Below are 25664 nucleotides of genomic sequence, written 5' to 3'. Positions count from 1 at the left end.
AGCGACCTTCGGCGCAACAAGTTCCTCAGTCATTTCGGAATACCGAACGGCATTCGTCCCAAAAATTGCGTCCCCCCGACACCAAATACGCGATCTGCGGTCGAAGCTGCGACCCGATTGCTGCTGCTGGCGCCCAGGCCCCCGCAGCAGCAATCGAAAGACACGCCCTGACGTGTTGGCAGCTTTGGGGGACGACCATCTTGAAATCACTGTTTTGCCGCCTCGGGCTCGGCCTCGGCGGACTCGCCCTGTTCTGGGCGCTCGGCATGCTCAGCGCGAACGAGTTCGGCAAGAGCGCGGCGATCATGGCAACGGCCTTGCCGGGGCTCGGCGGCCTGTGCCTCCTGCTGCGCGCGAGACCGGCATGGCTCAGCGCCACCACGCTGGGCGTCATCGCCCTGTTCTTTCTCGATGCCGCAACCAAGGGCTTCCTGCGCGATTATTTCGGCCTGCGTCCGAATCACCTGCTGGTCTTGCAGGCGGTATTCAATACCAACCCGGCCGAGACGGGCGAGTTCTTTCGCCATAACTGGCGCGACGTAGCCGAAGCCAGTGCCGTCTTCACGATGCTGATGACGGCAGTCGCCGTGCTGGAGCGCCGCCTGTCGCGCGCGGAGGCTCACCGTCCACTGCGCCCGTTGCGACGCCGCAGCAAGCTCGCCGTGGCCACGCTCTTCACCGGCTTCGTCGCGCTGCATCTGAACCCGACGATGGCCAAGGAAAATCCGGTCCTCTACTGGCCGCATCGTTACCTCGACTACAAGGGACAGTTGGCGCACGCCGACGAATTGCAGCGTCAGCTCGATCGCAACATGGCGCAGCGTGCCGACTGGCAAGTGCAGTATCGCGGACCGGCGCAAAAGACAGTGGTGTGGGTCATTGGCGAGAGTTCGAACCGCAACAACATGTCGCTCTACGGCTACGCACGCAACACCACACCGATGCTCGACACGATGCGCGACGATCTCATCGTGTTCCGCGACGTCGTGTCCTCGGAACCGGCGACGATGGCCTCGCTCATGAAGATGCTCACCCCCGCGCATCTGAACGACCCCGACGCGTGGATGAGCAAACCCGACCTCGTGATGCTCGCCAAAGAGGCCGGATTCCGCACGTACTGGATCTCGAATCAGATGCCCAACGACGGCTGGCTCGGGTTGGTCGCCAACCGCGCACACGAGCGTGTCTTCATCAACAAGGGCGCCGGACGCGGCGAGAACAACTTCGACGGCAATCTGCTGCCGGACTTCGAAGCGGCGCTGGCGAGCGACGCACCGCGCAAGCTCATCGTCGTGCACTTGCTGGGCGCGCACCCGACCTACGATATGCGCTACCCCGACGAGTTCGCACGTTTCGACAATACCGACGACAGCGTGATGGCCACGCTCGAAGCACAGGGGCGCTCGCTCTGGGTACGTCATGCGCGCAACGACTACGACAACGCTATCGCCTACAACGACTTCGTCGTCTCCAGTCTGATTCGCAAGACGATGGCAGCGACCGGATCGTCCGACGCGAGTCTGCTGTTCAGCTCGGACCACGCGCAGGAGGTCGGCCATACGCGCAATCACTCGGGCCAGTCGGTGGCCGACGCGTCCGGTTACGAGATCCCGATGCTGGTCTGGTCTCGCCACGCCGTCGATGCGAAAGCGCGCCCGGCGCTGGAGCAGCGCCCGTACCAGACTGATCGTCTGGACCATACGATGCTCGGCCTGCTCGACATCGACACGCCGTACTACAACGCGTCGCACGACGTGCTTAGCGATGCATTCATGCCCATGCCCCGCCGCATCAACGGACGAACGTATGTGCCGAATATGCCGTCAGGGCACGCAGCCCTACCGGCCGACGCGGGCCAACAGCGGGAAACGTCAATTCAATAGTGAGAAACGGAGCGTGTGCAAACCGGGATCTGCCTAGACTCCCTTCGTGATATCGATCTCGAAGAGAGTCCCATGTCAGACGCGCGCCCGCCGCTCTCGTCGTGCCCGAGCGCAGCCACCGCCACAGCCGGGGCGGATGCGCCCACCGTACAAGACACCGCGTCGCCCGATACGCACGTTGTGTCGCTCGTCACGTCGCTGTCGCGCGCGAATCTCGCCGCACAGTTCAGCGAACAGATGACGTTGGCCGTCATTCCGATTGTGGCGGTGATTGCATTGCGGGCGTCCGCAGAACAGACCGTCGGCGCGGCATTGAGCGTATATGGCTTCGGGATGGTGTGCGGCGCGATGGGTTACGCACGCATCGCGCAGCGGCTGTCGTTCGGACGACAAATCCTTTTGGGGCCGGTTTGCGCGGCGGTCGCGGCGCTAACGTTGGCGTCGACATCGGTGCTGAGCGTCGGCGATAAGCACGGTGTGGCCCACGCGCTCGTCTTCATCGCGTTCTTTCTGTTCGGATTCGGCCCGATTGTGTGGACGATCTCGACGACGTCGCTGCGCCAGGTGGTCACGCCGGGCGGTCTGAACGCGCGCGTGTCGGCCGCGACGATGACGGCGACCTTCGGTGCGCGTCCGCTCGGCGCTTTTCTGAGTGCGTGGGTCGCATCGTCGCTCGGCATCAAGGCGTGCCTGATCGCGATGGTGTTGGGCTTCGCGCTGCAACTCACGATCATCCTCCGCTCGCCTGCGGCGCGATTGAGAACGCTGAGCGCATCTGTCGCGGTTGTCAGTTGATGCCAACGTTGGCAGTTGCACACTCAGAGAAGCATTCGACTCAACCGTGTCGGCGAGGAATGGAGGAGCGTAAACGCAACGATCAACAGTTCGCTGTCTGACTGGACCAGCAATTGATAAGGCGTCCATAGTGCATTCGGAGTGGGCAGTTCGGCCAGCACAATACCCCCGTCGCCAAAGCTCGGATCGGGCTCACCATTCGGCCCGATGCGCTCGAACAGGGCTTTCGAGACACCCAGGGTCGCACCGGTGGCTACGCCCTTGCCGTCGGGCGTGACCGCCAACGCGAGTCCCGACCACTGAACGTCGCCCGCCTGGGAAAAAAGCAGTTCACCACCGTTGAAAGACGTGTCGATCGAACCGTCGGGAAGCAGTCGCGAGTACCAGCTCAAGCTTTTGAATCCCGGGTCACGACAGTTGCCCATCAGCATGGACTTCCCATCGGCCTGCGGAACAACCCCCTGAACCTGCCAGGCCGAGGTGTCCGGAAATGTCTCCGAATACTCGAGATAGGCATAACCATCCGCACCGAACGACACGTCGGCCTGTCCATTGCTTAGGAAACGCGCCACCAACATCTTGGTCGGGGCGGGAGATGCCCCACCTCCAGCAAGTAGTATCTTGCCGTCAGGCAGCAAGCTCGCATGGAGAACGTTCACCCCCCTGGCAATGGTGCGGGCAAAGCCACCCTCGCCAAACGTGTAATCGAACGTGCCGTCGGGCGCCAGACGGACGAAAACTCCAATAAAGTTGTCCAGGCCCATGACACAATGAACGACCATCACAATCTTGTCGTCGGGCAACATCATTGCGCCCCGAATCCGGTTGCCCGGACCTTCCGGAACCTCGACGAGGGTCACGCCGCCATTGCCGAAAGTCTCGTCGAGGCGGCCGTCGGGATGCAGTCGCGCTACGAGCCCACGGCTGACGGTATCGGTGATATCCAGCGTGCCCGCGACCACGAATTTGCCACTGGACTGCCGCATCAGCTTGAACGGCCTAAAACTACCAAAGAAGTCATGGGGAAAACGAACCTCGACGCCCGTTTCGCCGAACGACGGGTCCGGGCGGCCGTTGGGCATCAACCGGTACACCATAAGACCCACAGCACTCGGCAGCGTACCGGCGAGAACAATCTTCTGATCTGGCAGCAACATTGCAGCCGGCATCTGCACCGACATATCCACGTGCCCACCCTGACCGAATGTCGGATCGAACTCGCCACTGCGCAACGATTTACTCATGATGCCCTCCACGCTGTGTAAGTGAAGAGGCCACCGTCCGTCTGTGCCACCCATTTCCCGCACGAAGACGGCTACCCCAGGAGACGCGGACGTCTCGCCGTCATACTGATCCGGGCTCCTTACGCGCAACAACTGTCAACGTTGACAGGTCCGCACTCGGGCGCAGGCGTCCCCCGCTGACATACGAACAAAAACGCGATGGGGGAAGGGCTCAATGTTGCGCCCCTCCCCCATCGCCTCCAAGTCGCGACCGGCCTGCCGTCTACGCGTTATGTCCCGAGCACCCCACGCAGCGCATCGGTCAATGCCGTGCACTCACTCTCTTTGCCAACCGTGATTCGCAGGAACTGGGCGATGCGTGCGTGTTTGAAGTGACGCACGATGATCGAACGCTCACGCAACGACGCCGCCAGTTGCGCCGCATCGTGCGACGGATGCCGCGCGAATACGAAGTTCGCCGTCGACGGCAACACGTCGAAGCCGAGTGCCGACAGCCGCACTGTGAGCGCATCGCGACTCGCGATCACAGCTTGACGCGTCTCGTTGAAATACGCCTCGTCTTCGATGGCCGCAACCCCCGCCGCTTGCGCCAGGCGGTCGAGCGGATACGAGTTGAAGCTGTTCTTCACGCGCTCCAGCGCTTCGATCAGATCCGGATTACCGATGGCGAAACCGAGACGCAACCCCGCCAGTGAGCGCGACTTCGACAGCGTTTGCACGACGAGCAGATTCGGATATTTCGCGATCAGCGTCGCCGCCGTCTCGCCACCGAAATCGACGTAAGCCTCGTCGATCACTACCACCGAATCCGGGTTGCCTGCCAGCAGACGCTCGATCTCGCCCGACGCCAGCGCGCGCCCGGTCGGCGCGTTCGGATTCGGGAAAATGATGCCGCCGTTCGGCTTGAGGTAAGCGTCGACGTCGATCTCGAACGTGTCGGTCAGCGGCACGTTCTCGAACGCCACGCCGTACAGCCCGCAGTACACGGGATAGAAGCTATACGTGATGTCCGGATACAAGATCGGCTTGTCGTGCCTGAGCAGGCCCTGAAACACGTTGGCCAGCACTTCGTCCGAACCGTTGCCCACGTGCACGTTAGCCACTTCCAGACCGAAGCGCGTCGCGATGGCCTGCTTGAAGCGGCGTGCATCCGGGTCCGGATACAGCTTCAGGGCATCGGCATCCGCGCCGAGCGCGTCGCGAATGGCGGCGAGCACGCGCGGCGACGGGCCGTACGGATTCTCGTTGGTATTGAGTTTGATGAGCCGCTGCATCTGCGGCTGCTCGCCGGGGACATAGGGTGTCAGTTCGGCGACGCCCGCACTCCAGAATTTGCTCATGACGTGTTCGATCCGCTCAGCTCACGAAACCGCGCGCCAGATCGGCCTGAATGTCGGCCGGCGACTCCAGACCGACGGCCAGACGGATCAGCCCCTCGGTGATGCCCGCTGCGGCACGCGCTTCCGGCGTGATGCGACCGTGCGTCGTGCTGGCCGGGTGCGTGATGGTCGTACGCGTGTCGCCGAGGTTGCCCGTGATCGAACACACCCGCGTGTTGTCGATCAGACGCCATGCGTTCTCACGCTGCTCGGCAGGCGTCGCGCCCTTGAGTTCGAAGGCGACAATCGCGCCCCCCGCCTTCTGCTGACGCTTCGCGAGTTCGTATTGCGGATGCGACGGCAGGCCCGGATAGTACACACGACCGATCTGCGGCTGCTGCTCCAGCCATTGTGCGAGCTCCAGTGCGTTGGCCGATTGCTTCTCGACACGCAGCGACAGCGTTTCCAGTCCCTTGAGCAACACCCATGCGTTGAACGCCGAGAGCGTCGGGCCCGCGCTGCGCACGAACGTGAAGACCTTGCCCATGATGAAGTCCTTCTTGCCAACGATCGCGCCACCCAGCACGCGACCCTGACCATCGAGGTACTTCGTCGCCGAGTGCACCACGACGTCTGCACCGTACTCGATCGGACGCTGCAACACCGGCGTGCAGAAACAGTTGTCGACGACGAACAGCGCGCCCGCTTCCTTCGCGATCTTGCCGATGGCTTCGATGTCGGCGATGTCGGTGAGCGGGTTGGACAGCGTCTCGAGGAAGAACATCTTCGTGTTCGGACGGATCGCGGCGCGCCAGGCGTCGAGGTCGGTCGGGTCGACGAAGGTCGTCTCGACGCCGAAGCGGCTGAAGATCTGCGAGAACACGTTCAGCGTCGAGCCGAAGATGCTCTGCGAACTGACGAGGTGGTCGCCAGCCGACAGGGCCGTCATCACGACCGAGACGATGGCGCTCATGCCCGACGCCGTCGCCATGCAGGCCTCCCCGCCTTCGAGTGCGGCCAGACGGTCCTGGAACATCGATACGGTCGGGTTGGTGAAGCGCGAGTATGTGAACCCTTCTTCCGAATGGGCGAAGCGCTCGGCGGCCTCGGCCGCGCTCTTAAAAACGAAGCTCGAGGTCAGGAACAGCGCCTCGGAGTGTTCACCAAACTCGGAGCGTTGCGTGCCCGCGCGCACCGCCAGGGTATCGAAGTCGAAGGAATCCATCGTGTGTCTCGTCATTGGGTCGGCGCACTCGCCAGCCAAAAAAAGAAAAGCCCGTTTCGCTTGTCAGCAAAACGGGCTCGAAATCCATCTGTCTAGGCCTCGCTTTAGCTGTTTCGGGGATATTCCCCCACGTCCGCAAGCTGAAATCAAATCGACGTGAGAAGCAGTGTAGCACGTTGCAACAGGAGAAGGAAAACCTCCGCCGACCGCTCCTGTGGCCTCGGCAGCCCCGGCCCGACAAGCCTTCCGGCCATGTCAGGCCCGGCCGCGCAAGGTTCAGAGGCCCAGTTGCGCGCCGCGCGGCTCGCCGTCATCGCCTTCGCTCGCTTCCACGACCGGCGCCTTCGGTGCCTTGCGTTGCTGCTCCAGGCGATTCAGGTACTCGGGCGTGACGTCGCCGGTGATGTAGTTGCCGTCGAAGCACGAGGCATCGAAGTCCGACAGCGCCGGGTTGATGTCGCGCACCGCGGCCTTCATGTCCTCGACGTCCTGATAGATCAGTTCGTCCGCACCGATGATGCGAGCCACTTCCTCGTCGCTGCGATCATGGGCGACGAGTTCGCTACGCGTGGGCATGTCGATACCGTACACGTTAGGGAACTTCACGGGCGGCGCAGCCGAGGCGAAGATCACCTTGCGGGCACCCGCGTCGCGCGCCATTTGCACGATTTCCTGGCTGGTCGTGCCGCGCACGATCGAGTCGTCGACGATCAGCACATTCTTGTCCTTGAACTCGACGCGCATCGCGTTGAGCTTCTGACGCACCGACTTCTTGCGCATCGCCTGGCCCGGCATGATGAAGGTACGGCCGACGTAACGGTTCTTGAAGAAGCCTTCGCGATAGTTCAGACCCAGACGCTTGGCGACTTGCATCGCAGCGGGACGGCTGGAATCCGGAATCGGCATGACGACGTCGATGTCCTTGTAATCGATCTCGCGGCGAATCTTCTCGGCGAGGTAGTCGCCCATGCGCAGACGAGCGTCGTACACGGGCACGCCGTCGAGCACCGAATCCGGACGGGCCAGATACACGAGTTCGAAAATGCACGGATGCATCGACGATGCCGGTGCGCATTGCTGCGACGTCAGTTCGCCGTCGTTGCTGATGAAGATCGCCTCGCCCGGCTTGACGTCGCGCTCGAATGCGAAGCCCATGCCTTCGAGGGCCACCGACTCCGATGCAATCATCCACTCCGTACCGTTCGGGCCGTCGAAGCGGCCGATACACAGCGGACGAATGCCATGCGGATCGCGGAAGGCGAGCAGACCGAAACCGGAGATGATCGAGACGATGGCGTACGAGCCGCGCAGACGGTTGTGCACCTTGCCCACGGCCTGGAACAGCGAGTCGACGGACAGGCCGTCGCGCGAGCTTTCCTGCAGTTCGTGCGCGAGCACGTTGAGCAGGACTTCGGAGTCGGACGTGGTGTTGATGTGGCGACGATCGACACGGAACATCTCGTCCTTGAGCTGTTCCCAGTTCGTCAGGTTGCCGTTGTGGGCGAGCACGATGCCGTAGGGGGCATTCACGTAGAACGGCTGGGCCTGTGCCGCACTCGACGAGCCTGCGGTCGGATAGCGCACCTGACCGATGCCCACCGTGCCCGGCAAGTCGCGCATGTTACGCGTGCGGAACACGTCGCGCACCATGCCGTTGCCCTTGTGCATGTAGAAGGACTGGCCATCCGTCGTCGCGATACCGGCGGCGTCCTGGCCGCGGTGCTGCAACAGCAGCAGACTATCGTAGATGAACTGGTTGACCGGGGATTTGGAGACTACACCGACGATGCCACACATGGCATGAATCCTTCAAAAAACATCGAAATCTGCATCAAACGAACTGTATTATCCGTCATTCGGAAACGTTGTGCAGGCCGGTCGATGGCGTGGACGATCCGTTGGATCCGCCACTGCGCATTCCCCACCCCTGCTGCTGGCCATTCGCCGTGTCGCCCGCGCCCTGCGCGCTCAATCCCGTTCCCGCGCCGCCCATCAGGTTCGACAATCGGGTCGAGACGGCCTTCGTAGCGCCTGTCTTCACTTCGTTCACCACTTCGGTCGTCACGCCGCGCGCCACCTGATCGACGACGCCGTTCGACGCACCGCTCTGTCCGTTCTGTCCGCCCGTCGGCTGGCCCGGCGCACCGGGCTGCAAGCCCCGACCACCCTGGCCGCCCTGGCCGCTTGCCTCAGGCGCACCACGATAAGGCTCCATTTGTGGCAAGGGAACCGTCATTCCCAATGGATTGACGCTCGGCACGGCGGCGTCCGGCTTGCGCAGGTAGTACTGCACCGGCTCCGGCAGATACGGCATCAGCCGCTCCAGCCCCGCCTCGACCCACGGACGCGTCACCGAATGCTGCCAGACCGGTTGTTGGGGCAACGTCGTTAACTTGGCGGCGACCATCAACAACATCAAGAGCAAAATGCCGCGAACAATGCCGAAAAGCATGCCCAACCCGCGATCGGCCGGACGCAGGCCGATCATGTCGGTCATGCGCCCCACGAGCGCGCTGACGATCCCGGCGCCGAACACCACGGCCACGAGCACCAGCAGAAAACCCAGCGCCCCTTGCGTCAGTTCGCCGCCCGGCAAATCGGCCGGTAGCCAGTGAGCGACGCTCGGACCGAAGGCGCGCGCGACGAAGAACGCGACCACCCAGCCCACGAGGTTGAACAACTCGCGCACCAGACCGCGCAACATGCCGAGCAACATCGACCCGACCAGAATAGCGATGGCCGCGTAATCCACCACGGTCAACAGACCGCTATGCACCGTATCGCCCAACTCAGCCCGCCTCGGCGACCTGCGCCGTCAGACCGGCGTCGCGAATCTTCTTGCCGGCCGCTTCGGCCGACGTGCGATCCGGGAACGGGCCTGCCCGCAGCAAATACAGTTCACGGCCGTCGACCGAACTCTTGACCATGTAGCTCGGCACGTTCACCAGCTTGAGTTTGACGAGCCACGCCTGCGCACGGTCCTGCGTCGAGAACGCGCCGATGCGCACCAGGAACTTGCCGTTCGAGGCGGTCTTCTGCGCGGTGTCGTGACTGTCCTGCTTGGCGGCGGGTTTGGCTGCCGTGTTGTTCTGCGCGAACTGCGCGATCGGGTCGGCGACGTTGTTGTTGACTTGCGCAGGCTTGGTCTGCGCCTTGGCCGCGTCATGCGAGTCCGGCTTGGGCGCAGGCTTCACGTCGGCGTGCTGTTCCGGCTTCTTGACATCGGGCTTGGCGTCCGGCTTAGGCTCCGGCTTGGCCTGCGCCACCTGCGGCTCGGGCACCACGCTCGGCGCCGGTGTCGGTGCGGCGGCAGACGGCGGCACGGCGGACGGTGCCGGTGCGGGCTTGGCGTTGTTCGCCAGCGAACTGCTGTCGAGCGCCTCCTCCCCCTTGTCGAGCGACGCATCGGAGGGCGGCACGGCAGCCGCCTGCGGCTTCACGCGCACGGGCGGCGAGTTGGCGTCTTTGCCGGGAATCTGGATGGCGATATCGTCGGCCGTCGGCTTCGGCTCGGGCGCGAGCACCATCGGCAAAATGATGACGGCCGCGAGCACCAGCGCCAACGCCCCGACCAGACGGCGGCGCGCGCGTTGCTTTTCGGGCAGCAACGGGTCGAGTTGCTCGTGCTCGCTGTACTCGCCCCCTCCTCCCGCCGTACGGGTGCCGGTGCGGCCGCTCCTGCGGCTACCGCGCTTCGGGGGAACGGCTTCGGCGTCTTTCTTGCGGAAGGAAAACAATCCCATAGGCCCTTGGCTCAGGTCGAAACTTGCGTCGTTGGACTGATCATCGCGCATCCGGTGCGTCGTGCGCATGACAATTCTCGTAAGCAAAAGTCACGGCATGCGCGCTTTCGCGCTCAATGGCGTTGCAATTTGCGGTGCGACATCACACCCGCCACCGTAAAGAACGATCCAAAAACCACAATTCTATCATTCTCGCCGCACTGCTCGAGCGCGGCAGCATAGGCTTTCTCAGGGGATTCGAAGGTTTCGACCGAATGATCCGCATCTTCGACAAACCCGACCGCGCGAAGCTTCTCTTCGAGCAGCGCCGGACTCGCGGCGCGCTCCGTCGGCAACGCGCACAAACGCCAGTGATCGACCTTGTCGACCAGATGCCGCAGCACGCCTTCGATATCCTTGTCGGCCATCGCCCCGAACACGGCGTACGTGTACGGAAAGAAGCCCATGCCGTCGAGGTTGTGACCCAGCGCTGCTGCGGCGTGCGGGTTGTGCGCCACATCGAGCACCACGGCCGGACGCCCCGGCAGCACCTGAAAACGCCCCGGCAGCTCGACCGACGCGAGCCCGAGTCGAATGTCTTGCGCCGAGACCGGCAACATGTCGCGCATCGATTCGAGCGCCGCGAGCGCCGCCGATGCATTGAGCAACTGATTCGCGCCGCGAAGCGCCGGATACGCAAGCGCCGGGCGACGCATCTGACGTCCGCCATAGCTCCACTGCTGCTTGTCGCCCTGATAGTTGAAGTCGCGACCGAACAGCCACAGATCGGCGCCGATGCGCTCGGCCTCGTCAAGCAGGGTCTTGGGCGGCATCGGGTCGCCGCAAACCGCCGGTTTGCCTGCACGGAAGATGCCCGCCTTCTCGGTCGCGATGGCTTCGCGCGTGTTACCGAGGTATTGCTGGTGGTCGATGTCGATGCTCGTGATGACGGCGCAATCCGCATCGACGATGTTCACGGCGTCCAGTCGGCCGCCCAAGCCCACTTCGAGAATGACGGCATCGAGCCCGGCCGTCGCGAACATATGCATGATCGCGAGCGTGGTGAATTCGAAGTACGTGAGCGAGACCGGTTCGTCGAAACTCGTGCGGGCTTTCTCCACCGCCTCGAAATGCGGCAGCAGCGTGGCGTCGTCGACGATCTCGCCGTTCAGACGCGCGCGCTCGTTGAACGAGATCAGATGCGGCGACGTATGGCAGCCGACGCGGTAACCCGCCGACAGCAGAATGGCTTCGATGATGGCGCAGGTCGAGCCCTTGCCGTTCGTGCCGCCGACCGTGAAGACGGGACACGGAAATTGCAGGCCGAGGGCGTCTTTCACGCGACCAATGCGCGTGAGACCCATGTCGATGCCCACAGGATGAGCGGTTTCAAGATGGGCGAGCCAGGCGTCGAGAGTGGAGTATGTCGGCATGATGTGCGGGCAGAAAAACAAAAACGCGGACGTCACGAACGTCCGCGCTTCCTATCCTGCTAAGTGATGCTTTCAGGCGCCGCGGGTGCAGCGCTTGCGTGGCGTTGCGCCATTCTACGCCGTTGCACCGCCCTTGGGGGCGCCGCAACCGCGCGCATAACGTCATCGCCAGCGTGAGCACGCGCAAGTCATGTGCGTCATGTGCGTCATGTGCGACTTGCGCGCGCCGGCCATCGCGTATCAGGCAACGGCGTCTGCCGGCTGACGCAGCATCAGCGCGATCAGGCGAGCGATCTCGTCACGCATGTCGCGACGGTTGACGATCATGTCGATCGCGCCCTTCTGCAACAGGAACTCCGAACGCTGGAAGCCTTCCGGCAGCTTTTCGCGCACGGTCTGCTCGATCACGCGCGGACCGGCGAAGCCGATCAGCGCCTTCGGCTCTGCGATCACCACGTCGCCCAGGAAGGCGAAGCTGGCCGACACCCCGCCCATCGTCGGATCGGTCAGCACGGAGATGAACGGCAGCTTGGCATCGGACAGCTTGGTCAGCATGGCCGTGGTCTTCGCCATCTGCATCAGCGACAGCAGACTTTCCTGCATACGCGCACCGCCCGAAGCGGTCACGCAGATGAACGGCACGCCCTGCTCCAGTGCGTTCTGCGCACCGCGCACAAAGCGCTCGCCAACGACGGAGCCCATCGAGCCGGCCATGAACGAGAACTCGAAGCAGGCGACGACGACCGGCAGCGTGTGAATCGCGCCGCCCATCACCACCATCGCGTCGGTCTCGCCGGTGTCGTCCATCGCTTCCTTGATGCGGTCCGGATACTTGCGGCTGTCCTTGAACTTCAGTGCGTCGACCGGCACGATTTCCTGGCCCAACTCATAGCGGCCTTCCGGATCGAGCAGCGCATTCAGACGCGCGCGCGCGCCGATGCGCATGTGGTGGTCGCACTTCGGGCAGACATGCAGATTGGCTTCCACGTCGGCGCGATACAGCACGGCTTCGCACGACGGGCACTTGATCCACAGCCCTTCCGGGATGCTCTTGTTGCGCTGCGTCGGATCGGTTTGCTTGATCTTCGGGGGCAGCAGCTTGTCGAGCCAGCTCATAGTTTCTCCTTGCCAAACGCCCGCCCCCAAGAGGGGACGGGCGTTTCCGGGGCATTTCAAGGCGACCGTGTAATACGGTCGTTTCAATTCAGCGTTTCACCGAGCAGATCTGCGTCGTGCAGCGCCATTCGGGCAAATTTCTGCCGCGAATTTACGCCGATTTGGCGCCCGAGTCGAGCGCCTGACGGATACCGCCGATAAATTCAGCCAGCGATTTTACCGCGTTCTGCCCCTCCAGATCACGCGGCGTGTTTTCCAGACGCTGCACGATGGCGCTGCCGATCACGACGGCGTCGGCCACGCTCGCCACCGCGCGGGCCGTTTCGGCGTCGCGAATACCGAAGCCCACGCCCACCGGCAGGTCGGCGACCGCCTTGATCTGGGGAATCTTCGAGGCCACGCTGTCCAGATCCAGACTTGCCGCGCCCGTCACGCCCTTGAGCGAGACGTAATACAGATAACCGCTGGCCTGACGCGCCACCGCAGCAATACGCGCATCGGTCGACGTCGGCGCGAGCAGGAAGATCGGATCGATGCCCTGCGCGCGCACGACACCGGCGAAGCCTTCGGCCTCCTCGGGCGGGTAATCGACGACCAGCACGCCGTCCACGCCCGCTTTGGCGGCACGTTCGGCAAAGGCGTCGAGCCCCATCGCTTCGATCGGATTGGCGTAGCCCATGAGCACGATCGGCGTGCGGTCGTTGGTCTGACGGAAGACGGCGACATAGCCCAGCACTTCGGCCAGGCTCACGCCACGCGCAAGCGCGCGCTCGGAGGCGCGCTGAATGACGGGACCGTCGGCCATCGGGTCCGAGAAGGGCACGCCGAGTTCGATGACGTCGGCGCCGTTGTCGGCCAGTGCATGCATCAGCTTGACCGTCCACCCCGGCTCCGGGTCACCGGCGGTAATGAACGGAATAAGGCCCTTTTTACCCTGCGCTTGCAAGGCTTGGAACGTCGCTTGAATGCGGGACATGATCGGAAAGTCTCTGAAGTCGTTGGTTTGCGAGCGCGTGGTAGTGCGCGTTCAGCTCATAGCCGACAAAACGCCGGCCGTGCAGCGCGCAGGCCACGGCTGTCGTGCCGCTGCCCATGAACGGGTCGAGCACGAGACCGCCGGGCGGGCAACTGGCCAGCACCATGCGCTCGATGATATGCAGCGGTTTCTGCGTCGGATGATCGACGCGTTCGGGGTCTTGCCGGTGCAATCGCGAGATCGACCACAGATCCTTGGGGTTATAGCCCAGCTCCAGCCACTTGCTGCCTTCGAAGATGCGGCGCGAGCGCGCCTTCTTCGTAGCGGCGTCGTACGGCACGCGCACGGCGTCGAGGTCGAAGTAATAGTCCTTCGAGATCGCGAAAAAGCCGATGTTGTCGTGCACGGACGAGAACCGCCGCGTACTGCCGCCCATGCTGGGCACGCGGCGATCCCAGATGATCTCGTTGATCATCAGCATGCGCTGCTTGAGGAAGACGAACAGTTCCGGGGCGTACTGCCACGTGCAGAACAGGTAGAGCGAGCCGCGCGGCGCGAGCTTCGGAATCGCCGCTTCGAGCCAACCGTACGTCCAGCCGAGGAAGTCCTCGCCGGAGCGCTTGTCGGAGTCATTGCCGTAGTCCTTTCCGAGCCCGTAAGGCGGGTCGGCAAGGATCAGGTCGACGCTGCCGTCTTCCAGTTCGTGCAGATGTTGCAGAAAGTCCGCATGACGCAACGTGATGTCGCCCGGCGCCCAACGCGCGCGCAACTCGCCGGCCGCTTCCATGGCCTCGAGACGTGCGGCGGCGGCTTCGGTGGCGTCCATGGGACGCTCGGTCCCGAGGACGTCATTCTGTGCCTTGCGATCAGTCAGATCGGTCATGCTGGTTCTGTTGTCCTTAACCTTAGGATCGATGGAGTCTCGCCGCGCCGCTCAGGTGCCCGAGGGCTCTGGCCTGGCCAGCGCCATCACCGTGTGCATGTCCTTGTCGCCACGCCCCGAGAGATTGACCAGAACGATCTGATCCTTCGGCAGCGTCGGTGCAAGCTTGCACGCGTAAGCGAGCGCATGGCTCGACTCCAGCGCGGGGATGATGCCCTCGATCCGGCAGCAATCGTGGAAGGCCCGCAGCGCCTCGTCGTCGGTAATGCCCACGTACTCGGCGCGCTTGATGTCGTGCAACCAGGCGTGCTCGGGACCGACGCCGGGGTAATCCAGACCGGCCGAAATCGAATGCGTCTCGGTGATCTGACCGTTGGCGTCCTGCAGCAGATAAGTGCGGTTGCCGTGCAACACGCCGGGCGTGCCGCCGATGATCGACGCCGCATGACGGCCGGTCTCGACGCCGTCGCCGGCCGCTTCCACGCCCACGAGCTTCACGTCCGGCACGTCGATGTACGGGTAAAAAATCCCCATCGCATTCGAACCGCCGCCCACGCAGGCCAGCACGTAGTCCGGCTGGCGACCCGCGAGTTCGGGCATCTGCACCTTGCACTCTTCGCCGATCACGCTCTGGAAGTCGCGCACGAGCATCGGGTACGGGTGCGGGCCAGCCACGGTGCCGATGATGTAGAACGTGTTCTCGACGTTCGTCACCCAGTCGCGCATGGCTTCGTTCAGGGCGTCCTTGAGCGTCTTGGAGCCGGATTCCACCGGCACGACGGTCGCGCCGAGCAGTTGCATGCGATACACGTTGGCGGCCTGACGCTTGACGTCTTCCGCGCCCATGTACACCACACACTCCATGCCGAAGCGCGCCGCGATGGTCGCCGTGGCCACGCCGTGCTGCCCTGCGCCGGTCTCGGCGATCACACGGGGCTTGCCCATACGACGCGCGAGCAGCGCCTGCCCGATCACGTTGTTCACCTTGTGCGCGCCCGTGTGGTTCAGGTCTTCGCGCTTGAGGTACAGCTGGGCGCCGCCCAATTCCTGGCTCCAGCGCTTGGCGTGATAGATCGGCGACGGACGGCCGACGTAGTGCTTCAGTTCGTAGTGGAATTCTTCGAGGAAGGCCGGATCGTGCTGATACTTGGCATAGGCCGCACTCAGTTCGTCGAGCGCGTGGATCAGCGTCTCGGCCACAAAGACACCGCCGTACGGGCCGAAATGGCCGCTGGCGTCAGGTAAATCGTACATGGTCGTCACTCATCGGTTGCCGGAGGGCGGGGAAACTGGGGAAACAGGCCCTGGCGTCCACCCCGGCGGGTTGCTTCACTGTGCGTCGGCAGCGAGAACCGCTTGCACGAACGCCGTCATACGGGCGTGATCCTTCACGCCCCGCGACGCCTCCACACCGCTCGACACGTCGACGGCATAAGGCGCCACCCGGCGGATGGCTTCAGCAACGTTGTGTGCGTTCAAGCCACCACTCAAAACGGCCCGACGCGCGATGTCTTTTGGAATAAGTGACCAATCGAAAACCTTTCCTCCACCGCCGTAGCCCTCGACCAGGGCATCGAGCAAGATGCCTTGCGCGGCGGTGTATGTATTGGCGAATTGTAGCAAATCGCCACTGTCTTTCGTGTCCGGGCCGATACGCATAGCGCGCATGTACGGACGGTTGCCCGCCGCCGCCGCCAACGCCGCGCATTGCTCGGGCGATTCGTCGCCGTGGAATTGCAGTGCGGTGAGCGCAACGGCGTCCACAGTGCGGGCGATCTCGTCGGCACTCGCGTTGACGAACAGTCCCACGAGGCTCACATATGCGGGCACCCGGCGGGCCAGCTCGGCCGCACGCGCGAGATCCAGGTAACGCGAGCTCGGCGGGTAGAAGACGAAGCCGATGGCATCGACGCCCAGCGCGACGGCGTGGTCGATGTCGGCAGCCTGCGACAGGCCGCAGATCTTGATACGCGTACGAGACTTCACAGCATTCGGGGATTTCATGACTTGGCCCACGGCATCGGGAACGGCCACGCAGCCCAATTGGGCTCGGGTACGTCGAATCGCTCAGGATACCCGACGCGCGCCAGATACAGGCCGTCGGGCATGAAGGTCGGGGCGGCCTGACGGCGGTCGCCGCTCGCGAGCACATGCGTCATCCAACTCGCCGGCTGCCGGCCACGGCCGACCGCGACCAGACACCCCATGATGTTGCGCACCATGTGATGCAGGAAGGCGCTCGCACGAAAGCGGAAAAGGAAGAAGTCGCCGTGCTGCTCGACATCGATGGCGTATAGGTGCTTCACGGGCGTCTTGGCCTGACATTCGGACGAACGGAACGCCGAGAAGTCATGCTCGCCGACGAGCGCCCGGCTCGCCTCACGCATAGCCTCGAGATCGAGCGGCGTATGCAGCCAGCCGCAACGACCTTCGAGCAACGGCGAGCGCACCGGATTCGCGTACAGGACGTAGAAGTACGTGCGCTCGAAAGCGGCGAAACGAGAGTGAAAATCGTCCGGCATCGCCTTCGCCCACTGCACGGCGACGGTCTTCGGCAGAAAAGCGTTAACACCGCGCACCCACGAGAACATCGCACGGTCCAGATCGGTATCGAAATGCACCACCTGGCCGATGCCATGAACGCCGGTGTCGGTGCGGCCCGCGACGGTGGTCGGCAGCGCCACACCGCCGAATTCGCGCAGCGCGGCTTCTAGCGTCTGCTGCACGGTGTTGCCGTGCGGCTGCGATTGCCAGCCGGAAAACGCCGTGCCGTCGTAGTGGATACCGAGTGCGATTCGCATAGGAAAAAGAAAAATGGGCGCTCAACCCACGAGCGCCCCAAACTACGGTCAATCAGTCTTGTTCGGGTCGGGCCTCGCGACGCACCCGCAGGCGCGTTGCGAGACGTGATGAACAGGGATTACTTGCCCAGCTCCGCCAGTCGCGAGCGCGCGACGGATTGCTGTGCGGCGTCGCCACCGGCAATCACTTCTTCGAGCAACTCGCGCGCGCCGTCATCGTCGCCAATCGTCTGGTAAGCGGTTGCCAGTTCGAGCTTCGTGTGGAACTCGTCCGGCACGCCGGGTTCGGCCGCCGGCGCCACCGGAGCAGCGCCTGACACGGCCTCGACCGGATGCGGGACGATCGCCTCAGGCGCATGCGCCACGGCTTCGGGGGCGGCCGCCTGATGCTGCGGCGCTGCGGGAACTTCGGCGTAAGGCGTGTGCGGTGCTGATGTCTCCAGCGTCTCGTGTTCGACCAGCGCTTCCTCGCCAGTCACGTCCGAGAGTGCCGGGGCGCTGACGAATGCCGGGGTCGCGTCGGGCGGTGCGTCGTCACCCTTCAAATCGAGGCTGAAGTCCGACAAATCGAACGACATCGGACGCAGCGACGGGGCTTCGTGCGCCGCATCGGTGAAGCTGCGTGGTGCTTCCGTGGCGCTGGCGGCCTGCTGCATCGCGGCCTCGAAGTCTGCGTCGCTCAGCTCATCGTCGAGGTCCGCCATATCCGTCATATCGCCGGAATCCGCCGTGTGGGCGGCTTCCAGACGCGGGTCCCCCGGGGGCGCCATCGTGAACTGCACCGAGCCGATACCGCGGCTCAACGACGGCAAGGCGTCGCTCGAAATCGTGCCGACATTCGTCGGCTGGCCCGGAATGCCCAGATCGAGATCGCCGAGCATGCCCGCCACACCGCCTTCGGGAGTCGCGCCCACCTGCGCCGCATGCCCTATATGAGAGAGCGTCCCGGCGGCAGCACCGTCGGTTGTGGCAGTTGCGCCCAGTGCTTCGAGCGACGTCAGCGCATCGTCGGCGTGCGCATCGGCGGACGCCTGCGGGGCAGACGTCTGACCCGCTTCTTCGGCAAATGCCGCATCCCAATCGATTTCCGGCTCGCTGGCGGCTTCTGCCACCGACTCCGGCTCGTAGGCCGCCACTTCATCCACCACAGGCTCTGCAGGCGCGTCGAAGGCCTCAGACGCGACTTGCTCGGCTTGCCCTGCGTCCTGCGATTCGGCAAGGCCTTCGGCATGCGCCGTCTCAGCCAGTTCGTCGGTCACCGGGGTCTGCTCGGCGTCCCACGCATCCGGCTCGTTCGATGCACCGGCGGTGGCATCCAGAGCGACTTCGTCGTGGGCGGCAGCTTCGGTCTCCGGCGCCGACCACGCTGCGTCGGCTTCCGGATGGAGATGTTCGTCGGCCTCGGCCTGATTCGCGGCGTACAGCGCGGCAGCCCCTGCGGCCCCCGCAGCGGCGACGCCCGCAGCCGTCGCAGCGCCGTGCGACGTCGGCTCAGCGGCATTGACAGCATCGACGGCGTGCGGCTTGTCTTGCGAGGACGTGGGCTCGACGTTGCCCCCCTGACCATCCCGACCATCGTCGTACGGTCCCGGCTGGCCCACCGGCGGCTCGGCGCGGCGACGGCGCATGAGCCACCACAGGCCGAGCAACACCACCAGCACGCCAGCGCCCGGCAGCACATACGGATTCTGCGTCACTGCACGCCAGTTCATGGCGGCGTTAGGCGTCGGCTTCGACTCGGCCGCCGGTGCGCTGGCCGATGCCGCGGACGCTGCGGCCGCATCGCTTGCCGGAGCAGCCACCGCCGTCGCTTCGGAGGCGTTCGCGTCGGCCGATGCGGTCGAGGCGGCCGAGGCGGCATCGCTCGCGGCTGCGCCGGACGCAGCCGCCGCCGTCGCGTTGCTCGCAGCGGCATCTGTCGGTTTGGCGTCGGCGTTCGCAGCCGCATTCGTCGCCGGTTGGGTGCCTGCGACCGCAGGCGCGGTCGTCTTGCCATCGGCGGATTTCGCCGTCTTCTCTTGCGCAGACGCCCCGGAAGCGGTGGCGGCCTGCTGCTCCAGATTAGCGACGGCCTGATTCTTCATCGCCAACAGCTTCTGGAGATCTGCTACGTTCTTCTGCAACTCATTCACCCTGCCCTGAGCCTCGGTCTGCGCCTTGCCCTGGGCGATTTGCTCTTCTTCGTTGCCGCCGGCACGGCCCGCCGTGCCTCCCTTGCCGGGTCGCGACAACTTCAACTCATCGCGTGTGGCGGGGGCGGCAGCTTCCGGTGCCTTGCCCGCCTCGATCGCGCCCTGTGCACTGCGGCCACCGGCCGGTGCTGCCTGCTGCGCCGTGGAATCGGCCAGCCGCGCGCGATACGCGTCAAACTGTTCCCGCGCAGCAGACACGAACTTGCGTGCCTGCGCAGGCGGAATGCTCTGCACTTGCGCATCGGCGGGACGATTCAACGTCGCCCCCTGGCGCAAACGGTTGGGATCGTTGCCAATGAACGCCGAACGATTCGATTCGAACAGCGCGGTCATCATCTGGGCCAGCGTCGTGCCGCCTTCCCCGCCCGTGTACTCGCGGGCAATCGACGACAGCGAGTCGCCGCGCGTCACCGTGCGGGCGCTCTCGCCCGAGGCCGCAGCACGCTTCTCAGCGCTATTCTCAACGCTATTCTCAGCACCATTACCAGCGCGCGCTGGCGCGGCAGTCGCAGCGGGGGTCGCTGAGCGAGACGTGGAAGCCGATGCGTCGGCACCGGCGGCAGAATTGGCCGCAGCGGCAGGCACGACAGCCTGCGGCTGTGCAGCGCTGGCTTCCGGAATGGCGGACAGCGTCACGGCATTCGACTGACGCCCCGTGCGCCATTCGAGCACCAGCAACAAATCGAGGAACGACGTGCTGACGGGCTCCGCCGAATCGACGTGCACGAGGTACGTGCCGCTGTACCCCGCGTCGCGACCGCCCGTGGGCGTCACCGACACGGACAGCTTGTCGAGCGTGGGGTCGTAGCGCAGCCCGGCCTGCCTGAAGGCATCGCGCGGCGCGAGCTTCACCGACAAGCCATCGGCCTCGGCCTGCGAGACATTGCCCAGCACGATCACGGCGCGCAACGGCTGGCCCGGACCCGAGCGAACCTGTTGCGGACCGAACTCGGCCGCGCCGGCGTTCAGGAGCCCGAGGCTCCACAAGACAGCTGCCGCCGCACTCAAGCGAAACGAATTGCGGGACGAATTTGCGCGCTTGCCGGTCGAGTATTTCCGCACTGTGTCTTGTCTAGCCTGTCAGTCGTTTGTCACTGGCCACTCATGCAATACGAGTGGCCTCCCAAAGCGCCGACGGCGGCCTCGCGGGCCGCCGTTCTTCACGATACGCTGCAACGCTTACGCGTCGAGCAGGATCCGCAGCATGCGGCGCAGCGGTTCTGCCGCGCCCCACAACAGTTGATCGCCCACCGTAAATGCCGACAGGTACTCCGGACCCATCGACATCTTGCGCAAGCGACCCACCGGGATCGTCATCGTGCCGGTCACGGCGGCAGGCGTCAAATCGGTCATCGACGCTTCGCGCGTGTTCGGCACCACCTTCACCCAGTCGTTCGCCTGGCCGATGATGTCGGTCAGTTCGTCTAACGGCACATCTTTCGTAAGCTTGATGCTCAGCGCCTGGCTGTGGCAACGCATCGCACCGATACGCACGCACAGACCGTCGACCGGAATGGCACGCGTGCCCGGGAAGCCGTCGCCCAGACCCAGAATCTTGTTGGTCTCGGCGCCGCCCTTCCACTCTTCCTTCGACTGCCCGTTGCCCAGATCCTTGTCGATCCAGGGAATCAGGTTACCGCCCAGCGGCACGCCGAACTGCTTCGTTTCGTCAGCGCTCAGCGCGTGTTGCTTGGCCAGGACCTTGCGGTCGATCTCGAGAATCGCCGAATGCGGATCGTCGAGCAGCGCCTTGACTTCGGCGTTGATCGTGCCGAACTGCGTGAGCAGCTCACGCATGTGCTGCGCGCCACCCCCCGATGCCGCCTGATACGTCATCGACGTCAGCCAGTCGACCAGACCGTGCTGGAACAGACCACCCAGACCCATGAGCATGCAACTGACCGTGCAGTTGCCGCCGACGAAGTTCTTCGTGCCCTTGGTGAGCGCGTTCTTGATGACGTCGAGGTTGACCGGATCGAGCACGATGATCGCGTCGTCCTTCATGCGCAGCGTCGACGCCGCATCCACCCAGTAACCGTTCCAACCCGCTGCACGCAGCTTCGGGAAGATTTCTGTTGTGTAGTCACCGCCCTGGCAGGTAATGATGATGTCGCATTTTTTCAGTTCGTTGACATCATTGGCGTCTTTCAGCGAAGTTTCGTTCTTCGCCATCGACGGGGCTTTGCCGCCCGCGTTGCTGGTGCTGAAAAACACCGGCTCGATCAAGGCAAAGTCGTTCTCCTGCTGCATACGCTGCATCAGAACAGAACCGACCATGCCCCGCCAACCTACCAGACCTACGGTTTTCATTTATCCACTCTCTTATCGTTGCAATTGCGCCGAGGGGCGTCTCCCGACGCCCCGTCAACGTTATAGCGCAGCAACCACTGCTGCGCCCATTTCGCGCGTACCGACCTTGGTCGCGCCTTCCTGCCAGATGTCGGGCGTGCGCAACCCCTGCGCCAGCACCTTCTTCACAGCGTTTTCGATACGGTCGGCCTGTTCGGCACGACCCAGTGTGTAACGCAGCATCATGGCAGCCGACAGGATCGTCGCCAACGGGTTGGCCACGCCCTTTCCGGCGATATCGGGGGCCGAACCGTGCGACGGCTCGTACAACCCCTTGTTATTGGCATCCAGCGAAGCCGACGGCAGCATGCCGATCGACCCCGTGAGCATCGCGGCCTCGTCCGACAGGATATCGCCGAACATGTTACCCGTCACCACCACGTCGAAGTTCTTAGGTGCCTTGACCAGTTGCATCGCGGCATTGTCGACGTACATATGCGAAAGCTCGACCTCCGGATACTGCTTCGCGACCTCGATCATCGTGTCGCGCCACAGTTGCGACGTCTCCAGCACATTGGCCTTGTCCACCGAGCAAAGACGCTTGTCGCGCTTGGCCGCAGCCTGAAAAGCCACGTGCGCGATACGTTCCACTTCGGGCACGCTATAGCGCATGGTATCAAAACCTTCGCGCGCACCTTCGAAAGCCCCATCCGGCGATTGACGGAAGCCCTTGGGCTGACCGAAGTAAATGTCGCCGTTCAGCTCGCGAATGATCAGGATATCCAGACCGGCGACGATCTCCGGCTTCAGGCTCGACGCGTCGGCCAGTTCCTTGTACAGAATGGCCGGACGGAAGTTGGCGAACAGCTGAAGGTGCTTGCGCAGCCCCAGAATCGCCTGCTCGGGACGCAGCGCGCGCTCCAGCGAGTCGTACTTCCAGTCGCCCACAGCCCCGAACAGGATGGCGTCGGCTTCCTTGGCCAGCTTGAGCGTGGCGTCCGGCAGCGGATGCCCCGCCGCCTCATAGCCCGCACCGCCCACCGGCGCCTCTTCCATCTCGAACTTCTCGCCAAGCGCGTTAAGCACATTGACGGCTTCCGTCACGATTTCCGGACCAATGCCGTCACCCGGCAACACAGCGATTTTCATGCAATCTCCTTGGATGTGCTCAGCAGCGCGGGACTCAGCCCGGCAAACGCGTTGCGAGCCACGGCTGCTTGGCAAGCCGCTCGGCCTCATAGGCGCGAATCTTGTCGGCGTGACGCAGCGTCAGGCCGATATCGTCGAAACCGTTCAACAGGCAGTACTTGCGAAACGGTGCGATGTCGAACTCATAAGCGCGACCGTCGGCCGTAATGACCGCCTGCTTGTCCAGATCGATGGTCAACTGATAGCCGTTAAACGCAGCCGTCTCGTTGAACAGATGGTCGACCTGCATCTCGGACAGCGCGATCGGCAGCAGCCCGTTCTTGTAGCAGTTGTTGAAGAAGATGTCGGCGAAGCTCGGCGCGATCACGGCACGGAAACCGTATTGCTGCAATGCCCACGGGGCGTGCTCACGCGAGCTGCCACAGCCGAAGTTCTTGCGTGCGAGCAGCACGGTCGCGCCCTGGAAGCGCGGCTGGTTCAGCACGAAATTCGGGTTGAGCGGACGCGTGCTGCAATCCTGGCCCGGCTGACCGACATCGAGATAACGCCACTCGTCGAACAGGTTCGGGCCGAAACCCGTGCGCTTGATCGACTTCAGGAATTGCTTGGGGATGATCGCGTCGGTATCGACGTTTTCGCGATCCAGCGGTGCCACCAACCCCGTATGGACGGTAAATTTTTCCATCACGAACCACCTGATCAAAACAGTTCGGCCGCGGCCTGCCGCGTGTATGGCGGGCCGTCAAACCGGAAATTTATAGGTGTGCGTGCCAGGCGTCTGCCCGCGCGACGCACACCGTCGCATCACTTCTTCGCGGCGTTTTCGAGCGCCGAGCCAGCGGCTTGCGTGTCTCTGCCGAGGCCCGCCATCGTGTTGCAACCCGCCACGCCCAACAGCAGCACCGCACCGATCAGCATCCACAGTTTCTTCATGGTCTTGTCTCTATCAAAGAAAATGGCCGACAACGGATAAATCGATGCTTGCCCGTCAGACGAGGCGACGCACGTCGACGAAATGGCCTTCGATGGCAGCCGCAGCCGCCATCGCCGGGCTCACCAGGTGGGTACGTCCACCCGCGCCCTGACGGCCTTCGAAGTTACGATTCGACGTGGAAGCGCAACGCTCGCCCGACTCCAGACGGTCGGCGTTCATCGCCAGACACATCGAGCAGCCCGGCTCGCGCCACTCGAAACCGGCGGCCTTGAAGACCTGATCCAGCCCTTCCTGCTCTGCCTGATGCTTGACCAGCCCCGAGCCCGGCACCACCATCGCCAGACGCACGTTCGACGCCACGCGTCGACCGAGCTTCTTCACCACATAAGCCGCCGCACGAATGTCTTCGATGCGCGAGTTGGTGCACGAACCGATGAACACCTTGTCGACATTGATGCTCGACATCGGGGTGTCCGGCGTCAGCGCCATGTACTCGAGCGCGCGCTCCATGGCGCTGCGCTTGACCGGGTCCTTTTCCTTCTCGGGATCCGGCACGCGATCTTCGATGCTCACGACCATCTCCGGCGACGTCCCCCAGCTCACCTGCGGACGCAGCGTGCTCGCGTCGATCTCGACCACGTGGTCGAACTCGGCACCGGCATCGGTATGGAAGCCGCGCCAGTAGGCTTCGGCTTGCTGAAACTCCACGCCGGTCGGCGCAAACGGACGACCCTTCACGTAGTTGATGGTCGTATCGTCAACGCCCACCAGACCCGCGCGCGCACCGGCTTCGATCGCCATGTTGCACACCGTCATGCGACCTTCCATCGTGAGCGAGCGAATCGCCGAACCTGCGAACTCGATCGTGTAGCCCGTGCCGCCAGCCGTGCCGATCTTGCCGATGACGGCCAGCACGATGTCCTTCGCCGAGCAACCGCGCGGCAGCGTGCCTTCGACCTTCACGAGCATGTTCTTGCTCTTCTTCATGAGCAAGGTCTGCGTCGCGAGCGTGTGTTCGACTTCCGACGTGCCGATACCGAACGCCAATGCGCCGAAAGCGCCGTGTGTGGACGTATGCGAGTCGCCGCAAACCACCGTCATGCCGGGCAAGGTCGCGCCCTGCTCCGGCCCGATCACGTGCACGATGCCCTGACGGACGTCGTTCATCTTAAATTGGGTGATGCCGTAGTTGTCACAGTTCGCGTCGAGCGTATCGACTTGCAAACGCGAGACCGGATCGGCAATGCCTTGCGTGCGGTCGGTGGTCGGCACGTTGTGGTCCGACACCGCGAGGTTGGCGGACAAACGCCAGACCGGACGCTGCGCGAGTTTTAGGCCCTCAAACGCCTGCGGACTGGTCACCTCATGCAACAGATGACGGTCGATGTAAAGCACGGTCGTGCCATCGTCCTCGGTATGCACGACGTGTGCATCCCACAACTTGTCATACAGCGTCTTGGCCATGATAAAAACGCGGGGGCGAAATAGTGTTCTGAGAACGCAAATTACGGTTCTGTGAACTTTTGATTATGCCATAGCGCTTTCGCGCCGGCGGAATACGAAATCCCCGGGAAACCGGGCGGTAAACGCACGATGAACCGGGGATTTGTGCGAATCACGGCAGCTTGTGCCGTGTATTCGAATATAGCGCAACGAGGGCTCGTTGCGGGCCGCACCGCCTTGCCGTTTCGGCAAGGTTGCGG

21 protein-coding genes are annotated in these 25664 nt (G+C 63.7%); 2 read left to right on the top strand and 19 right to left on the bottom strand.

Annotated elements, in window-relative coordinates; genetic code table 11:
- Positions 1 to 200: 200 nt before the first annotated feature.
- On the top strand, positions 201 to 1883 hold the full coding sequence (locus MB84_RS09210) for a phosphoethanolamine transferase (protein ID WP_211279361.1): 1683 nt from the start codon (positions 201 to 203) through the stop codon (positions 1881 to 1883).
- 72 nt (positions 1884 to 1955) lie between these two features.
- The gene (locus MB84_RS09205) at positions 1956 to 2678 is read left to right on the top strand and encodes an MFS transporter (protein ID WP_052653093.1); all 723 of its coding nucleotides are present in this window, start codon (positions 1956 to 1958) and stop codon (positions 2676 to 2678) included.
- Positions 2679 to 2701: 23 nt separating this feature from the next.
- On the opposite strand, the gene MB84_RS09200 is transcribed toward MB84_RS09205, so the two are convergent.
- The 19 genes from MB84_RS09200 to leuC all read right to left on the bottom strand — a co-directional run bounded on the left by MB84_RS09200 (position 2702) and on the right by leuC (position 25425).
- Positions 2702 to 3922 carry a delta-60 repeat domain-containing protein gene (locus MB84_RS09200; RefSeq protein WP_046291566.1) on the bottom strand — a complete coding sequence of 407 codons (1221 nt, stop codon included), beginning with the start codon at positions 3920 to 3922 and terminating at the stop codon, positions 2702 to 2704.
- A gap of 269 nt (positions 3923 to 4191) precedes the next feature.
- The gene (gene hisC / locus MB84_RS09195; protein ID WP_046291565.1) at positions 4192 to 5262 is read right to left on the bottom strand and encodes a histidinol-phosphate transaminase; all 1071 of its coding nucleotides are present in this window, start codon (positions 5260 to 5262) and stop codon (positions 4192 to 4194) included.
- Positions 5263 to 5278: 16 nt separating this feature from the next.
- Positions 5279 to 6466, bottom strand: a complete 1188-nt coding sequence (locus MB84_RS09190) for an O-succinylhomoserine sulfhydrylase (protein ID WP_046291564.1) — start codon at positions 6464 to 6466, stop codon at positions 5279 to 5281.
- 276 nt (positions 6467 to 6742) lie between these two features.
- The gene (purF, locus tag MB84_RS09185) at positions 6743 to 8263 is read right to left on the bottom strand and encodes an amidophosphoribosyltransferase (protein WP_046291563.1); all 1521 of its coding nucleotides are present in this window, start codon (positions 8261 to 8263) and stop codon (positions 6743 to 6745) included.
- A 55-nt stretch (positions 8264 to 8318) separates the two neighbouring features.
- Positions 8319 to 9254 (bottom strand): CvpA family protein, encoded by a 936-nt coding sequence (locus MB84_RS09180; protein ID WP_157122672.1) that lies wholly within the window; start codon positions 9252 to 9254, stop codon positions 8319 to 8321.
- A gap of 1 nt (position 9255) precedes the next feature.
- Positions 9256 to 10278 carry an SPOR domain-containing protein gene (locus tag MB84_RS09175; RefSeq protein WP_052653087.1) on the bottom strand — a complete coding sequence of 341 codons (1023 nt, stop codon included), beginning with the start codon at positions 10276 to 10278 and terminating at the stop codon, positions 9256 to 9258.
- A 44-nt stretch (positions 10279 to 10322) separates the two neighbouring features.
- Positions 10323 to 11621, bottom strand: coding sequence for a bifunctional tetrahydrofolate synthase/dihydrofolate synthase (gene folC / locus MB84_RS09170; RefSeq protein ID WP_046293593.1), 1299 nt, complete (start codon positions 11619 to 11621; stop codon positions 10323 to 10325).
- 240 nt (positions 11622 to 11861) lie between these two features.
- A complete protein-coding gene (gene accD, locus MB84_RS09165) occupies positions 11862 to 12737 on the bottom strand; it encodes an acetyl-CoA carboxylase, carboxyltransferase subunit beta (RefSeq protein ID WP_046291562.1) in 876 nt (291 codons plus the stop codon).
- 151 nt (positions 12738 to 12888) lie between these two features.
- Complete coding sequence (trpA, locus tag MB84_RS09160; RefSeq protein ID WP_046291561.1) at positions 12889 to 13713, bottom strand: tryptophan synthase subunit alpha; 825 nt, start codon at positions 13711 to 13713, stop codon at positions 12889 to 12891.
- Positions 13667 to 14539: a DNA-methyltransferase gene (locus tag MB84_RS09155; protein ID WP_039403618.1), complete on the bottom strand. Its 873-nt coding sequence runs from the start codon at positions 14537 to 14539 to the stop codon at positions 13667 to 13669. Before MB84_RS09155 ends, trpA begins: the two co-directional genes overlap by 47 nt.
- 108 nt (positions 14540 to 14647) lie before the next feature.
- Positions 14648 to 15850, bottom strand: a complete 1203-nt coding sequence (gene trpB, locus MB84_RS09150; protein WP_046291560.1) for a tryptophan synthase subunit beta — start codon at positions 15848 to 15850, stop codon at positions 14648 to 14650.
- Positions 15851 to 15925: 75 nt separating this feature from the next.
- On the bottom strand, positions 15926 to 16600 hold the full coding sequence (locus MB84_RS09145; protein WP_046291559.1) for a phosphoribosylanthranilate isomerase: 675 nt from the start codon (positions 16598 to 16600) through the stop codon (positions 15926 to 15928).
- The gene (gene truA / locus MB84_RS09140; RefSeq protein ID WP_046291558.1) at positions 16597 to 17397 is read right to left on the bottom strand and encodes a tRNA pseudouridine(38-40) synthase TruA; all 801 of its coding nucleotides are present in this window, start codon (positions 17395 to 17397) and stop codon (positions 16597 to 16599) included. The genes MB84_RS09145 and truA overlap by 4 nt, the downstream gene beginning before the upstream one ends.
- Positions 17398 to 17516: 119 nt before the next feature.
- Entirely contained in the window at positions 17517 to 20576 is a 3060-nt protein-coding gene (locus MB84_RS09135) for a FimV/HubP family polar landmark protein (protein WP_046291557.1), read from the bottom strand.
- Positions 20577 to 20768: 192 nt separating this feature from the next.
- Complete coding sequence (gene asd / locus MB84_RS09130; RefSeq protein WP_084009683.1) at positions 20769 to 21899, bottom strand: aspartate-semialdehyde dehydrogenase; 1131 nt, start codon at positions 21897 to 21899, stop codon at positions 20769 to 20771.
- Between the two features lie 60 nt (positions 21900 to 21959).
- On the bottom strand, positions 21960 to 23027 hold the full coding sequence (gene leuB / locus MB84_RS09125; protein ID WP_039399163.1) for a 3-isopropylmalate dehydrogenase: 1068 nt from the start codon (positions 23025 to 23027) through the stop codon (positions 21960 to 21962).
- Positions 23028 to 23061: 34 nt separating this feature from the next.
- Positions 23062 to 23712 (bottom strand): 3-isopropylmalate dehydratase small subunit, encoded by a 651-nt coding sequence (gene leuD / locus MB84_RS09120; protein WP_039403621.1) that lies wholly within the window; start codon positions 23710 to 23712, stop codon positions 23062 to 23064.
- Positions 23713 to 23831: 119 nt separating this feature from the next.
- Positions 23832 to 23960 (bottom strand): entericidin A/B family lipoprotein, encoded by a 129-nt coding sequence (locus MB84_RS09115; RefSeq protein ID WP_044455330.1) that lies wholly within the window; start codon positions 23958 to 23960, stop codon positions 23832 to 23834.
- Between the two features lie 55 nt (positions 23961 to 24015).
- Positions 24016 to 25425 (bottom strand): 3-isopropylmalate dehydratase large subunit, encoded by a 1410-nt coding sequence (leuC, locus tag MB84_RS09110; protein ID WP_046291555.1) that lies wholly within the window; start codon positions 25423 to 25425, stop codon positions 24016 to 24018.
- Positions 25426 to 25664: the final 239 nt, after the last annotated feature.

The organism is Pandoraea oxalativorans, from assembly GCF_000972785.3.
GTDB lineage: Bacteria > Pseudomonadota > Gammaproteobacteria > Burkholderiales > Burkholderiaceae > Pandoraea > Pandoraea oxalativorans.
This window is presented reverse-complemented; position numbering and strand designations above follow the sequence as displayed.